Origin of the sequence: Streptomyces longhuiensis (assembly GCF_020616555.1) — a bacterium.
GTDB classification, from domain to species: Bacteria; Actinomycetota; Actinomycetes; order Streptomycetales; family Streptomycetaceae; genus Streptomyces; species Streptomyces longhuiensis.
The window spans coordinates 7,403,838-7,417,743 of the sequence record NZ_CP085173.1 but is presented as its reverse complement, the minus strand read 5'-3'; the positions used below and the strand labels follow the sequence as shown (position 1 = coordinate 7,417,743).

The 13,906-nt window shown below is 69.1% G+C and carries 13 protein-coding genes; 4 read left to right on the top strand and 9 right to left on the bottom strand.

Annotated features, from left to right (window positions below):
* The first annotated feature begins 62 nt into the window (after positions 1-62).
* Complete coding sequence (locus LGI35_RS33885) at positions 63-1,241, top strand: MFS transporter (protein WP_227300638.1); 1,179 nt, start codon at positions 63-65, stop codon at positions 1,239-1,241.
* A gap of 3 nt (positions 1,242-1,244) precedes the next feature.
* On the opposite strand, the gene LGI35_RS33880 is transcribed toward LGI35_RS33885, so the two are convergent.
* The 9 genes from LGI35_RS33880 to LGI35_RS33840 form a co-directional block, all read right to left on the bottom strand.
* On the bottom strand, positions 1,245-2,711 hold the full coding sequence (locus tag LGI35_RS33880) for a nucleobase:cation symporter-2 family protein (protein ID WP_227298090.1): 1,467 nt from the start codon (positions 2,709-2,711) through the stop codon (positions 1,245-1,247).
* A 129-nt stretch (positions 2,712-2,840) separates the two neighbouring features.
* Positions 2,841-4,217: a nucleobase:cation symporter-2 family protein gene (locus LGI35_RS33875; protein ID WP_227300637.1), complete on the bottom strand. Its 1,377-nt coding sequence runs from the start codon at positions 4,215-4,217 to the stop codon at positions 2,841-2,843.
* 345 nt (positions 4,218-4,562) lie between these two features.
* Complete coding sequence (locus LGI35_RS33870) at positions 4,563-5,951, bottom strand: 8-oxoguanine deaminase (RefSeq protein WP_227298089.1); 1,389 nt, start codon at positions 5,949-5,951, stop codon at positions 4,563-4,565.
* 45 nt (positions 5,952-5,996) lie between these two features.
* Positions 5,997-7,397, bottom strand: coding sequence for a nucleobase:cation symporter-2 family protein (locus LGI35_RS33865; protein ID WP_227298088.1), 1,401 nt, complete (start codon positions 7,395-7,397; stop codon positions 5,997-5,999).
* Between the two features lie 67 nt (positions 7,398-7,464).
* Entirely contained in the window at positions 7,465-8,397 is a 933-nt protein-coding gene (gene pucL, locus LGI35_RS33860; protein WP_100591425.1) for a factor-independent urate hydroxylase, read from the bottom strand.
* 5 nt (positions 8,398-8,402) lie between these two features.
* Positions 8,403-8,792 carry a hydroxyisourate hydrolase gene (gene uraH / locus LGI35_RS33855; RefSeq protein WP_227298087.1) on the bottom strand — a complete coding sequence of 130 codons (390 nt, stop codon included), beginning with the start codon at positions 8,790-8,792 and terminating at the stop codon, positions 8,403-8,405.
* Entirely contained in the window at positions 8,792-9,307 is a 516-nt protein-coding gene (gene uraD / locus LGI35_RS33850; protein ID WP_376221601.1) for a 2-oxo-4-hydroxy-4-carboxy-5-ureidoimidazoline decarboxylase, read from the bottom strand. The genes uraH and uraD overlap by 1 nt, the downstream gene beginning before the upstream one ends.
* 171 nt (positions 9,308-9,478) lie before the next feature.
* Complete coding sequence (locus LGI35_RS33845) at positions 9,479-9,856, bottom strand: helix-turn-helix domain-containing protein (protein WP_227298085.1); 378 nt, start codon at positions 9,854-9,856, stop codon at positions 9,479-9,481.
* Positions 9,853-10,104: a YkoF family thiamine-binding protein gene (locus LGI35_RS33840; protein ID WP_100591422.1), complete on the bottom strand. Its 252-nt coding sequence runs from the start codon at positions 10,102-10,104 to the stop codon at positions 9,853-9,855. The genes LGI35_RS33845 and LGI35_RS33840 overlap by 4 nt, the downstream gene beginning before the upstream one ends.
* 160 nt (positions 10,105-10,264) lie before the next feature.
* On the opposite strand from LGI35_RS33840, the gene LGI35_RS33835 reads away from it, so the two are divergent.
* The 3 genes from LGI35_RS33835 (at position 10,265) to LGI35_RS33825 (ending at position 13,714) form a co-directional block, all read left to right on the top strand.
* The gene (locus tag LGI35_RS33835) at positions 10,265-11,104 is read left to right on the top strand and encodes a TIM barrel protein (protein ID WP_227298084.1); all 840 of its coding nucleotides are present in this window, start codon (positions 10,265-10,267) and stop codon (positions 11,102-11,104) included.
* A gap of 56 nt (positions 11,105-11,160) precedes the next feature.
* Positions 11,161-12,051 (top strand): 2-hydroxy-3-oxopropionate reductase, encoded by an 891-nt coding sequence (locus LGI35_RS33830; protein WP_227298083.1) that lies wholly within the window; start codon positions 11,161-11,163, stop codon positions 12,049-12,051.
* 205 nt (positions 12,052-12,256) lie between these two features.
* The gene (locus LGI35_RS33825) at positions 12,257-13,714 is read left to right on the top strand and encodes a catalase (RefSeq protein WP_227298082.1); all 1,458 of its coding nucleotides are present in this window, start codon (positions 12,257-12,259) and stop codon (positions 13,712-13,714) included.
* Positions 13,715-13,906: the final 192 nt, after the last annotated feature.

The following is a 13,906-nucleotide window of genomic DNA, read 5'->3' as shown; positions in this document are numbered from 1 at the left end:
CGACCGGGCCCACGACCGCACCGACATCGGTCCCCGGACCGCCGGCTTCCCGGCGCGGGTCCATCACCCTGCTCGCCCTGGGGCACGCCTGTGTGGACGTCTATCAGGGCGCGGTGGCGGCTCTGGTGCCGTTCTTCGTCTCCGAGCGGGCCTACACGTATGCCGCCGCCTCCGGGATCGTCCTGGCCGCGTCCCTGCTGTCGTCGGTGGTACAGCCCCTGTTCGGCGCGCTGACGGACCGGTGGGCGATGCCGTGGCTGCTGCCGGTGAGCTGCGTGGTGGGCGGGGCCGGTGTGGCGCTGGCCGGCGTCGGGGACTCGTACGCCCTCACCCTCTTGGTGGTCGCGGTGTCCGGGATCGGGGTCGCCGCCTACCATCCGGAGGCCGCGCGCGTGGCCCGCGTCGCGAGCCGTGGCAGCCACACGGCGATGGGCTGGTTCTCACTGGGCGGCAACCTCGGATTCGCCACCGCGCCCCTGCTGGTCGCCGCCGTCGTCGCGACCGGCGGGCTGCACGCCTCGCCGCTCCTCGTCGTCCCGGGCCTCGCCGGAGCGGCCCTGTGCGTGGCCGCCCTGCGCTCGGGCCGCAGAGTCGCCCCGGCGACGGGCGGGCCCGCGCTCGCGGCGGACGGCAGGGACGACTGGGCGTCGTTCCTCAAGCTGACGGGCGCCATCATGTGCCGCTCGGTCGTCTTCGTCGGCCTGAGCGCGTTCATCTCCCTGTACGCGCGCCAGCGGGCGGGCGGAGGTGAAGTGGCCGGGACGGCAGCGCTGTTCGTGCTCTACATCGGCGGCGCGGTGGGCACCGTGGCGGGCGGCAGGCTCGCGACCCGCTTCGGCCGCGTGCCGGTGCTCCGCTGGTCGTACGCCCTGACGGTCCTCGCCGTGGCCGGGGTCGTCTTCGTCCCCGGTCCCGCGCTCTACGGGTGCGTGGCGCTGACGTCGGCCGGTCTGTACGTGCCGTTCTCTCTGCACATCACGCTCGGCCAGGACTATCTGCCGAGGCGCGTGGGCACCGCGAGCGGCGTCACGCTGGGCCTTGCGGTCAGCGTCGGCGGCATCGCGAGCCCCGCGATCGGCGCCCTGGCTGACGCCACCTCCCTGCGGACCGCGCTCGCGCCTCTGACCGTTCTGCCGGCGCTCGGCTGGCTGCTCGTACGGACGCTGCGCGAGCCCGGCGGAAAGGCGGCGAAGAAGGAGACGAAGAAGGAGACGAAGGACGAGGCGAAGGAGACGAAGTAAGGGTCAGTGCGGGAGAGCCGGTTCGGGTGCGGTGGCCGAACTCGTCCTCCTGCCCAAGTGGTTGAAGAGAAGGTTCAGGCTGACCGCGAGGATGCAGCCCGTCGAGATGCCCGAGCCGAGGACGATCTGCGCCCAATCGGGGAAGGACGCGTAGAAGGAGCCGTTCACCGCCGGGATGAGGCCGACGCCGATGGTGACGACGGCGATCAGCGTGTTGTCACCGCGCTGCAGGTCGGCGCGGAGCAGCATCTGGATGCCCGAGAGGGCGATCGAGCCGAACAGGAAGAGGGAGACGGCGGCGAGGACCGGCATCGGGACCACCGCGATCAGCGCGCCCGCGGCGGGGCTGAGGCCGATGAGGATGAGGATCGCGCCGGACAGGGCGACGACGAAGCGGCTGCGGACGCCGGAGATCACGACCAGGCCGATGTTCTGCGCGAACGCCGAGTTGTGGAACCCGTTGAAGAAGGGGCTGACGGCCGAGCCGAGTGCGTCGGCCCGCAGGCCGCGGGCGATCGTCTTCTCGTCGACCGGCCGGTCCACGATCTTGCCGAGCGCGATCATGTCGGCGGTCGACTCGGTGAGGATCACCAGCATCACGACGCACATGGAGAGGATCGGCGCGAGGGAGAAGGACGGCGCGCCCCAGTGCAGCAGGCTCGGGAGGCCGAAGGCGTCCGCTTCCTTGAGGGCCGAGAAGTCGGCGAGGCCCATCGGGATCGCGAGGAGCGTGCCGAAGACCAGCGCGATGAGCATGGCGATCTGCTTGAGGAAGCCGGTGGTGAACTTCTGCAGGAGCAGCATGACCAGGACGGTCGCCGCCGTCAGGGCGATGTTCTTCGGGTCGTTGCGATGCGAGTGGGCGGTCGGGTCGACGATCCAGCCGTAGGCGACGGGGAACAGCGAGACGCCGATGAGAGTGATCACCGAGCCGGTGACGACCGGCGGGAAGAACTTCACCAGCCGCGAGAAGTACGTGGAGACGAGAAAGCCGAAGAGGCTGGACACCAGGATCGCGCCGAAGACGACCGGCATACCGGCCTGTACGCCGCCCTCGGTGGCGAGGATCGTCAGCATGACGCCCACGCCGGCGAACGAGACCCCGTTGACGAACGGGAGGCGCGAGCCGATGAAGTTGCCGATGCCGAGCGTCTGGAGGAGCGTCGCGAGGCCCGCCATCAGGAGGCTGCCGGCCATGAGTACGGCGGTGTCCCCCGCCGGCATCTTCGAGGCGACCGCGATGACGATCGGCACGGAGACCGCGCCCGCGTACATGGAGGCGACGTGCTGGAAACTCGCGACCAGCATCCGGCCGGGCGGCAGGATCTCGTCCACCGGATGCACGTCGGGCACGACGACCGCGTCGGACCCTTCGGACTCGGCGTGCGCGTCGAGGACGCCGGAACGGTGGCGCTCGCCGGGCACTTCGCGCCCGTCCCGTACGGCCTCCACGTCAGGGGTGTCATTCATGAGTGGCGCTTCTTCCGTGCTGTGACGCCGGGGCCGGTCCCGTCGCGCTGCGGCTCACGCGGGACCGGCAATCCGGGTTAACTGGAAAGTAACTTCCGCCATACGAACGGCGGCGTCACGCACGTTACGTCAGTGCACCCCTGCTGCGGAAGACCCTGCCGAGGTGGAGGACCCGGCGGCCGTACGCGTCTGAGCGATCTCACCGCCCGGCTCCATCGGGGCCGTCACGTCGTCCGCGCCTTCGCCGCGGCCGATGTGGTTGAACAGCAGGTTGAGGATCACCGCGGCCACACAGCCGGTGGAGATACCCGAATCCAGGATGATCTTCGCGGTCTCCGGGAACGCGTGGTAGAACTCCGGCGCCGCGATCGGGATGAGCCCGACGGCCAGCGAAACGGCCACGATCAGCACGTTGTTGTCCCGCTCCAGGTTCGCCTTGACGAGGGTCTGGATGCCGCTCGCCGCGACCGAGCCGAAGAGCACGACGCCCGCGCCGCCGAGGACGGGCCGGGGCACGACCGCGATCAGCGAGGCGGCCATCGGGCACAGGCCCATCAGAACGAGGAAGCCACCGCCCGTGGCGACGACGTACCGGCTGCGGATCTTCGTCATCGCGACGAGGCCGATGTTCTGGGCGAACGCGCTGCACATGAAGCCGTTGAAGAACGGGCTGAGCGCCGAGCCGAGCGTGTCGGCCCGCAGACCGGCCGCGATGGTCTTCTCGTCGGCGGGACGCTCCACGATCTCGCCGAGCGCCAGCATGTCGGCCGTGGACTCGGTCATCGAGACGACCATGACGACGCACAGGGAGACGATCGCCGCGGCGGCGAACTGCGGGGCGCCGAAGTGGAACGGCATCGGGAAGCCGATGACGTCCGCGTCGCCGATCGGGCTGAAGTCCGTGACGCCGAAGGGGATCGCGACGAGGGTGCCGATGATCAGGCCGAGGAGTACGGCGATCTGCTTCACGAAGCCCGTGGTGAACCTGCGCAGCAGCAGGACGATGACCAGGGTGATGCCCGCCAGCGTGAGATAGGTGGTCGAACCGTAGTCCTTCGCCGCGGGATTGGGTCCCTGGGCCCAGCCGAACGCGACGGGCATCAGCGAGACGCCGATGAGGGTGATGACCGTGCCGGTCACGACCGGCGGGAAGAACCGCACCAGCTTGCTGAAGAAGGGGGCGGCGATGAAGCCGAGAATGCCGGCGACGATCACGGCCCCGAAGATGATCGGTAGCGCGTCCTTCTTGTCGTCCGTCGAGTTGACGACCGCGATCATGGGCGCGACGCCGGCGAAGGTGACGCCGTTGACGAACGGCAGACGGGCGCCGATCTTCCAGAAGCCGAGCGTCTGGAGGAAGGTGGCGAGCCCCGCGGTGAACAGGCAGGCACCCGTCAGGAAGGTGAGTTCCTTCGGCGACAGGCCCACGGCGGCGCCCACGATGAGCGGCGGCGCGACGACGCCCGCGTACATGGCGGCGACGTGCTGAAGTCCGGTCGTCGCCATCTTCAGCGGCGGCAGCTTCTCGTCCACCGGGTGCTTGCCCGCCGGATGTTCGGTGTGCCCCTCGGATATCTCGTCGGGGGTGGTGCCTTGCTTGGTGAACCTGGGCTTGATGGCCACAGCGGCTCCTCCGTTTGTTTTCCAGTGCCTGGGCGGCACTCGCTTCTGGGAGGTGGTACGACGTGCAAGGACTTGCCGGTATTCGGTTGTGGGTACTGCGCCCAGGTAGTGCTGACCGCCCCGGGATCGTGAAGTGTTGGGCCACGATCCGGGGCGGCACTTGAGCAGCCCGCTCGGCAGCTCAAGTCCGGTCGGGGGCCGTCCCCCCCGACCGGAGTTCTAGGGTTGTCAGGCCTCGGCGGTGATCCGCGCGAGGCGCTGTGCCTCCTGACGCGCATCGCGGGCGATGGCGTCCTCGTCGGCGTGCAGCAGGCGTCCGCCCTCGACGACCGGCTTTCCGTTGACGAGGGAGAGGGTGACCGGGGCCGCCGCGCCGAAGACGATGGCGGTGACCGGGTCGGCGATCGAGGAGTGCCCGATGCCGTCGATCTTCCACAGGACCAGGTCGGCGAGCTTGCCCGCCTCCAGGGAACCGATCTCGCCGGCGCGGCCCAGGACCCGGGCACCGCCGGCGGTGCCGAGCCTGAGCGCCTGACGGGCGTTCAGGGCGGCCTCGCGGTGGGCGCCGAGCCGGTTGATGAGGAGCGCGTTGCGCAGCTCGGTGTGCAGCTCGCCGGACTCGTTGGACGCGGTGCCGTCGACGCCGAGACCGACGGGGACGCCGGCCTTGAGCATGTCGGGGACGCGGGCGATGCCGGCCGCCAGACGGGCGTTGGACGACGGGCAGTGCGCGACACCCGTGCCCGTACGGGCGAAGGCGGCGATGTCCGAGTCGTTCATGTGGACGCAGTGCGCCATCCACACGTCCTCACCGAGCCAGCCCGTCGACTCGAAGTAGTCGGTCGGGCCCATGCCGAAGAGCTCGTGGCAGAACTTCTCCTCCTCGACCGTCTCGCTGCCGTGAGTGTGCAGCCGTACCCCCAGGCGGCGCGCCAACTCGGCGCCCTGCTTCATGAGTTCGGTGGATACCGAGAACGGCGAGCAGGGCGCGACGGCCACCTGGGTCATCGCGCCGAAGGAGGCGTCGTGGTGCTTGTCGACGGTCTCCTCGGTGGCCGCGAGCGCGCCCTCAAGGGTCTCGACCGCGAAGTCCGGCGGCAGGCCGCCGTCCTTCTCGGAGCGGTCCATGGAGCCGCGGGCGAGCGTGAAGCGGACGCCCATGTCGGAGGCGGCGCCGATGATGGCGCCGGACAGGTCGCCGGAGCCCTTCGGGTACACGTAGTGGTGGTCCATCGCGGTGGTGACACCGCCGCGGGCCATCATCGCGAGGGAGCCCTGTGCGGCGACGCGGGCCATCTGCTCGTCGATGCGCGCCCACGTCGGGTACAGCGCGACCAGCCAGTTGAACAGGTTGTGGTCCGTGGCCAGGCCACGGGTGATCCACTGGTAGAAGTGGTGGTGCGTGTTGATCAGGCCCGGCGTGACGAGGTGGCCGGTGCCGTCGACGCGGCGCACGACGTTCTCCAGGCCCGCGGGGGCCTGACCTGCGCCGATGGACTCGATCTTGTTGTCGGCGACGACCACGTAGCCGGAGGCGTACTCGGTGTCGTCGGCGTCGACGGTCGCGATGGCCGCGTTCTCGATGACGATGCGGGAAGGGGCTGCCGAAGGCGCCATGGTGCTTCCTTCATGGGTGATTGGCGAGTGGGGCACGGCAGGACCCTAGGAGGATTTGAGTGCCGCGGCGGCGGTGGCGCGGCCGCGGGTGCCGAGATGGTGGAAGAACAGGTTCAGCGATACGGCGACCAGGGCGCCCGCGCTGATGCCGGAGCCGAGCACGGTCTGCGCCCAGGCCGGGAATTCGGCGTAGAAGGTGGGCGCGGCGAGCGGGATGATGCCCGCGCCGAGCGAGACGGCGACCAGGATGATGTTCGAGCTGTCGTCGAGGCCGGCCTCCGACAGCGTGCGGATGCCGCTGACGGCGATGGAGCCGAAGAGGACGATGCCCGCGCCGCCGAGTACCGGCATCGGCACCGTGGAGACCACCGCGCCGAGCACCGGGAAGGCGCCGAGGACCAGGAGCGCGCCTCCCGCGGCGGCGACCACGTAGCGGCTGCGCACCTTCGTCAGCGAGACGACGCCGACGTTCTGGGCGAAGGCCGAGGTGGGGAAGCCGCCGAAGACGGGGCCGAGGAGCGTGGCGAGGCCGTCGGTGCGCAGGCCGCGGGTGATGGTCCTGCCGCTGGTCTCGCGGTCGCAGATCTCGCCGATGGCGAGCATTCCGGCGCTGGACTCCGTCATCAGGACGAGCATCACCAGGCAGAGCGAGATGATCGCGGCGGGCTGGAACTCGGGCGTGCCGAACGCGAACGGCGTGGGCAGCGCGGCGACCGGCGCCGACCTGAGGGCGCCGAAGTCCGCCATGCCGAACGGGATCGCGGCCAGCGTGCCGATCAACAGGCCCAGAAGCAGGGCGACTTGCTTGACGAAGCCGCGCCCGAAGCGCTGGATCATCAGGATGACGACGAGCGTGAAGGCGGCGAGTCCCAGGTGCTTCATGTCGCCGAAGTCGGCGGCGGTCCTGTCGCCGCCCTGTGCCCAGGCCACCGGGACCGGCATCAGGGTCACCCCGATGAGGGTGATGACGACGCCCGTGACGAGCGGCGGGAAGAAGCGCAGGAGTCTGCCGAAGAACGGGCCGATCGCGAGGCAGAAGACGCCGGCGACCATCACCGCGCCGTAGATGGCGGGGAGTTGGTCACCCCGGGCGTTGGTCTCGGCGATGGCGAGCATCGGCGCGATGCCGGCCGAGGAGGCGGCGTTGACGAAGGGCAGCCGGTTGCCGACGAGTCCCTTGACGCCGAGGGTCTGCAGGAGGGTGGCCACGCCCGCGATGAGCAGGCTGGCGGCGATGAGCCGGGTCTGGCCCGCCGTGTCGAGGTGGACGGCCTGACCGATGATGAGCGGGGGCGTGACCACGCCCGCGTACATCGCGGCGATGTGCTGGAGTGCCGCGGGGACGAGCCGCGAGGGGTGGAGCTTCTCGTCCACCGGGTGGACCTCAAGTCCTGCCGGTGGGGTGGAACACGGGCCTTCAGCCGGCCCTTTTGCAGGCGTTGCCATTGCTGGTCCCTCCGGTGTGGCGCACCCCCCGTCCGACTGCGGGCGGGCGGGGGGTGCGCGCCCCGCGTCAGAGGTTGGTCATGTCGACCGGGATGTGCGGCTCGCAGCCGTCGCGCAGGATGGTGGCCTCGATCAGGCCGTAGGGGCGGTCGGCCGCGTAGTACACGGCGCCGTCCTTGGCTTCGTTCTCCAGACCGAAGGCGGAGAGGTCCTGCCGGAAGTGGTGCTTGTTGGGCGCGGAGAAGCGGATCTCGTCGATCTCGCTGCGGTTGTTGATGACCCGCGAACCCATTTGGTACAGCGTCTGCTGGAGCGAGAGCGAGTACGTCTCCACGAACGCCTGGAGGATGTGCTTCTTGGACTGCTCGTAGGACTTCTCCCACTGCGGCATGCGCTGCTCGTCGGAGGTCCAGTTGTGCCGCCACCACGTCGACAGGGACGTGGCGAGGATACGGTCGTAGTCCTCCTGGAGCGTCGTGTACTTGTCCTTGATGTAGCCCCAGAACTCGGAGTTCGTGGAGTTCATCACGGTCAGGTCCTTGAGCCCGGACAGGACTTCGAACTTCTCGCCGTCGTACGTGATCTGCGCGAGGCGGGTCTCCTGGCCCTTACGGACGAAGGAGTGCTTGACCTCGTCGGCGCCGATGAACTTGGAGTTGCCGTCGGAGCCGGCGATGCGCTCCCAGGAGTACTCCTCGATGCGGATGCGCGCGCGGTGGATGGACGGCTGGCTGTCCACGAAGTGCCGGGCGAGGTGGATGCCGTACTGCTCGGCCGACTCGATGCCGTATTCCTTGGCGAACGCGAAGCAGGTGTTCTTCGTCGTGTCCGTCGGAAGGCAGTTGGCGTTCGAGCCGTTGTAGTGGACGTCGTCGAGGTCGCCGGAGAGGGCGACGGAGACGTTCAGGTCCTTGATGTGGTGGGTGTCGCCGTCCCGCGTGATCTTGACGACGCGGTTCTCTGCTTTGCCGTACTGGTTCTGGCCGAGAATCGTGGGCATGTCTGCTAGCTCCCTCGGTAAACGGAGTAGCCGAACGGGTTGAGCAGCAGCGGTACGTGATAGTGCTCGCCCGGCTTGACGGCGAACGTGATCGCCACCTCCGGGAAGAACGCACCGCTGTCCCTTACGCGGGGGGCGTCCTGCTGCGCCTCGGCTTGCTTCTTTTCGAAGTACGTCTCGACGGCGAAGTCGAGGCGTACGTGGGTGGTGCCCTCCGGCAGCGCCGGCAGGTCCTTGCAGCGCCCGTCCGCGTCGGTCGCGGAGCCGCCGAGCGCCACCCACTCGGCGTCGCTGCCCGAGCGGGCGGCGAGCGAGATGGCGACGCCCTCGGCGGGGCGTCCGATGCTGGTGTCGAGAATGTGCGTCGACACCGACGCGGTGGTCGCGGTGCTCATCAGTCCTTGTCCTCTTCCACTTCTACGTCTTCTTCGGCGAGGCGGGTCAGGCGGATACGGTTGATCTTCCCCAGTTCGGTGCGCACGATCTCGCGCTCCGTCCCGGTGTCGTTCCCGATCCTGGCCTTCATCGCGTCGCGCATCTGCTCGCCGGTCGCCCCGGTGGCGCAGATCAGGAAGACATGACCGAACCGCTCCTGGTACGCCAGGTTCAGTTCGAGCATCTCGGCCTTGAGCTCCTCGGAGGCGCCGGCCATGCCCCGCTGCTCGCGGGACGAGGTCGGGTCGCCCGGCTTCGGGCGGCCGATCGGGGGGTGCCCCGCCATCGCCTCGGCGAGATCCTCCGCCTGGAGCTCGGCCATGGCGGCGTCGCTCGCGGCGAAGAGTTCCTCCGTGGTGGTGAAGGGGCGCTGGGCGAGGAGCTTGCTCCCCCACGCCGAGCTGGCACACACCTCGTGGAGCGTGGCGGCGGCCGCGTTCTCCTGAAGCGCGTTGAACCGGGAAAGCCCCGGCATCGGACGTGAAGTCACGGGAAGCCTCCGTGGCCTTGTGCTGAACGGGCTGCGGATAGCTAACGCCCTCCGAAACACCACGTCAACACTTTGTTGAAAACTCGGAGTTACAAAAACCGCCGCCCGGTATCCGGACGGCGGCTGGTTCGACACCTTGGCGTGCTAGAGGGCGACCTACTCCCCCTTGGCCGCGTTTTCCCTGTTCAGGTAGTTGTAGACGGTGAACCGGGACACTCCGAGCGCACCGGCCACGGTCTCCACTCCGTGCCGCACGGAGAAGGCACCTCGTGCCTCCAGTATGCGCACGACCTCCTGCTTGGCCTTGCGGTCGAGCGCGGACAGGGGCATGCCCTGTCCGCGCTCCATGGCCACCAGGATGTGATCCAGGGAGTCGGCCAGCTGGGGCAGCCGTACGGCGATGACCTCGCGGCCCTCCCAGTGCAGGACGACATCGTCCTTGCCCGCCTCCTGCGGCGGCAGCATCTCGCCCCCCATGGCGTCCACCAGCGGCTTCACCGCGTTGACGAAGGGGACGTCTCCTGTAGCGGTCACTTATCGCCCTCCCCCATCACATTGACCTGGAGCGAGACGCGGGTGGCGCCGGCCGCCAGGGCCTGGCGCAGCAGCGCGTCCACCGCGCCGAGCACGGCGTCCGCCTCCCCTTCGGCGGTGTTGCCGAAGGGTCCGACATCCACCGCGTCCAGTTCGGCCTTCTGGATGACGTCGCGGGCGACGACCGCATGGGGCGGCGCCTCGTCGAGGTCGAAGGGCTCGGTCGTGAACTCCACTCTCAATCGCACGGGGTCAACCTACTGCCGCGAGCTGTTTTTCCGGCAGCCCCTCTTGACAAGAGCGAAGCATCCCCGGCAGTCTTCCATCAAGCAGAAACGAACTTCCGCAATACGGAACTCGACACCGAGTGCCGTACGGATCTCGATACGGAAGGGAGCGCCGACCCCCATGGGATTCGCAGACCAGCGCTTCAACGTCAACCTGTCGATCCTCTTCACGGAACTCCCGCTCCTGGAGCGCCCCGCGGCAGCCGCCGCGGCGGGCTTCACCGCGGTCGAGCTGTGGTGGCCCTGGGTCGACGCCCCCACCCCCGAGCAGTCCGAGCTCGACGCCCTCAAGAAGGCGATCGAGGACGCGGGCGTACAGCTCACCGGGCTCAACTTCTACGCCGGACAGCTGCCGGGCCCCGATCGCGGCGCCCTGTCGGTCCCCGGCGAGGAGAGCGACAAGTTCCGCGCGAACATCGACATCGCGGCGGACTTCGCACAGTCCCTCGGCTGCACGGCGCTCAACGCGCTGTACGGCAACCGCGTCGACGGCGTCGACCCGGCCGTCCAGGACGAGCTCGCCCTGGAGAACCTGGCGCTCGCGGCCCGCGCCGCCGACCGCGTCGGCGCGATCCTCCTGATCGAGGCGCTGAACAAGCCCGAGTCGCCGCTGTGCCCGATCGTGAGCGCCCCCAAGGCGATCGAGGTCGTGGACAAGGTGAACGCGGCCACGGGCCTCGGCAACGCCAAGTTCCTGATGGACCTGTACCACCTGTCGATGAACGGCGAGGACCTGCCCGCGGTGATCGAGCAGTACACCGCGAAGACCGGCCACGTGCAGATCGCCGACAACCCGGGCCGCGGCGCCCCCGGCACCGGTTCGCTGCCGCTCGAGGAACTGCTCGACCAGCTGGCGAAGACGGGCTACGAGGGCTACGTCGGCCTGGAGTACAAGCCCGGCGACAAGCCGAGCGCCGAGGCCTTCGACTGGCTGCCCGCCGCGGCCCGCGCCGCGCGCTGAGCGCCCCGACGCGCGCCAACTCACTTACGTACGACCGCAGTTAGAGAGGCACCCTCATGAGCAACCTCCCCAAGATCGCGTGGATCGGACTCGGCATCATGGGCTCCCCCATGTCCGAGAACCTGATCAAGGCTGGTTACTCGGTGACCGGCTTCACCCTCGAGAAGGACAAGCTGGAGCGGCTCGCGGCCGCTGGCGGCACCGCGGCCGGCTCCATCGCCGAGGCCGTCAAGGACGCCGACGTCATCGTCACGATGGTGCCCGCCTCTCCGCAGGTCGAGGCCATCGCGTACGGCGAGAACGGCATCCTCGAGAACGCGAAGTCCGGCGCGCTGATCGTCGACATGTCGTCGATCACCCCGCAGACCTCGGTGGACCTCGCGAAGGCAGCCAAGAGCAAGGGCATCCGTGTCATCGACGCCCCCGTCTCCGGTGGCGAGGCCGGCGCGATCGAGGCCGTTCTGTCGATCATGGTCGGCGGTGAGCAGGCCGACTTCGACGAGGCCAAGCCGCTCCTCGACGCCCTCGGCAAGACCATCGTGCTGTGCGGTCCGCACGGCTCGGGCCAGACCGTGAAGGCCGCCAACCAGCTGATCGTCGCCGTGAACATCCAGGCGTGCGCCGAGGCCGTGGTCTTCCTGGAGAAGTCCGGCGTGGACCTGACGGCCGCGCTCGACGTCCTCAACGGCGGCCTGGCCGGCTCGACCGTCCTGACCCGCAAGAAGGACAACTTCCTGAACCGGGACTTCAAGCCCGGCTTCCGGATCGACCTGCACCACAAGGACATGGGCATCGTCACCGACGCCGCCCGCAACGTGGGCGCCGCCCTGCCCGTCGGCGGTGTGGTCGCCCAGCTCGTCGCCTCCCTGCGCGCCCAGGGCGACGGCGGCCTCGACCACTCCGCGCTGCTGCGCGGCGTCGAGCGCCTCTCCGGTCAGCAGGTCTGACCCCCCGGACTTCCGGGCCGTGGCGGCGCTGACACCTGTCCTGTCGCGCCCAGGCGTCGCCACGGCCCGGAACCATGCCTTTCAATTCAACAAACTGTTGACCACAACTTCAACAAACTGTTGACGTAGCTGTTCAGAGCCTCCTACGCTCCGGTTCACCGTCAGCAGTCCCAGCAGTTCCGTACGGAAGGTCACCCTCGCCACCATGTCGAAGCGTGTGCTCACGACCGAGTCCGGCGCTCCTGTCGCCGACAACCAGAATTCCGCCACCGCCGGCGTCGGTGGCCCGCTTCTCCTCCAGGACCAGCACCTCCTCGAGAAGCTCGCTCGCTTCAACCGCGAGCGCATCCCGGAGCGTGTCGTCCACGCGCGCGGTTCCGGCGCGTACGGCTACTTCGAGGTGACGGACGACGTCACCGGCTTCACCCACGCCGACTTCCTCAGCACGGTCGGCAAGCGCACCGAGACGTTCATCCGCTTCTCCACCGTCGCGGACAACCTCGGCGGCGCGGACGCGGTCCGCGACCCGCGCGGCTTCGCGCTGAAGTTCTACACCGAAGAGGGCAACTACGACCTCGTCGGCAACAACACCCCGGTGTTCTTCATCAAGGACCCGATCAAGTTCCCCGACTTCATCCACTCCCAGAAGCGCGACCCCTTCACGGGCAAGCAGGAGGCGGACAACGTCTGGGACTTCTGGGCGCACGCCCCCGAGGCCACGCACCAGATCACCTGGCTCATGGGCGACCGCGGCATCCCCGCCTCGTACCGCCACATGAACGGCTACGGCTCGCACACCTACCAGTGGACGAACGCCGAGGGCGAGGCCTTCTTCGTCAAGTACCACTTCAAGACGAACCAGGGCATCCGTTCCCTGTCCAGCGAGCAGGCCGCCGAGATCGCGGGCAAGGACCCCAACTCGCACCAGACGGACCTGCTCCAGGCCATCGAGCGCGGCGTGAACCCGTCCTGGACCCTGTACGTGCAGCTCATGCCGGTCGCCGAGGCGGACGACTACCGCTTCAACCCCTTCGACCTCACGAAGGTGTGGCCGCACAAGGACTACCCGCTGCAGCGCGTGGGCCGCCTGGTCCTCGACCGCAACCCGGACAACGTCTTCGCCGAGGTCGAGCAGGCCGCGTTCTCCCCGAACAACTTCGTGCCCGGCATCGGCCCCTCCCCGGACAAGATGCTCCAGGGCCGCCTGTTCGCCTACGCGGACGCGCACCGTTACCGCCTGGGCGTCAACCACACGCAGCTCGCGGTGAACGCGCCGAAGGCGACCAACGCCGACAACTACGGCCGCGACGGCCTGATGGCGTCGAACGCGTACGGCCGCGACCGCAAGAACTACGAGCCCAACTCGTACGACGGGCCCGCCGAGACCGGCCGCCCGCTGTCGGCCCCGCTCGCCGTCGCCGGCTACACCGGCACGCACGAGGCGCCCGCCCACACCAAGGACGACGACTTCTTCCAGGCGGGCGAGCTGTTCCGCCTGATGTCCGAGGACGAGAAGTCCCGTCTGATCGCCAACATCGCCGGCGGCCTCTCGCAGGTCTCGCGCGACGACGTGATCGAGAAGAACCTGGCTCACTTCCACGCCGCCGACGCCGAGTACGGCAAGCGCGTGGAGGAAGCGGTCCGCGCCCTGCGCGAGGACTAGCACCCGAGCCGCGTCCGGGGTCTGACGGGAGGTCAGGCCCCGGACGCGAAGCCCGCGCCACTGTGCAGACCCGGATGAGGGGTGGTCACACGGCGGTGCGGGCGGTCCGCCCCAGGCGGACAGGTACGGTCCGCGGCGGCTCTGCGAGCCAGTGCGGTGGTCAAGATCCTGGCGGCTCCTTCTCGACCTGAG

What these genes read in the sequence shown, in the direction of transcription:
- LGI35_RS33880 (WP_227298090.1), bottom strand. Translation starts at nt 2,711, where the DNA reads ATGAATGACACCCCTGACGTGGAGGCCGTACGGGACGGGCGCGAAGTG.
- LGI35_RS33875 (WP_227300637.1), bottom strand. Translation starts at nt 4,217, where the DNA reads ATGGCGACGACCGGACTTCAGCACGTCGCCGCCATGTACGCGGGCGTC.
- LGI35_RS33870 (WP_227298089.1), bottom strand. Translation starts at nt 5,951, where the DNA reads ATGGCGCCTTCGGCAGCCCCTTCCCGCATCGTCATCGAGAACGCGGCC.
- LGI35_RS33865 (WP_227298088.1), bottom strand. Translation starts at nt 7,397, where the DNA reads ATGGCAACGCCTGCAAAAGGGCCGGCTGAAGGCCCGTGTTCCACCCCA.
- pucL (WP_100591425.1), bottom strand. Translation starts at nt 8,397, where the DNA reads ATGCCCACGATTCTCGGCCAGAACCAGTACGGCAAAGCAGAGAACCGC.
- uraH (WP_227298087.1), bottom strand. Translation starts at nt 8,792, where the DNA reads ATGAGCACCGCGACCACCGCGTCGGTGTCGACGCACATTCTCGACACC.
- uraD (WP_376221601.1), bottom strand. Translation starts at nt 9,307, where the DNA reads ATGCCGGGGCTTTCCCGGTTCAACGCGCTTCAGGAGAACGCGGCCGCC.
- LGI35_RS33835 (WP_227298084.1), top strand. Translation starts at nt 10,265, where the DNA reads ATGGGATTCGCAGACCAGCGCTTCAACGTCAACCTGTCGATCCTCTTC.
- LGI35_RS33830 (WP_227298083.1), top strand. Translation starts at nt 11,161, where the DNA reads ATGAGCAACCTCCCCAAGATCGCGTGGATCGGACTCGGCATCATGGGC.
- LGI35_RS33825 (WP_227298082.1), top strand. Translation starts at nt 12,257, where the DNA reads ATGTCGAAGCGTGTGCTCACGACCGAGTCCGGCGCTCCTGTCGCCGAC.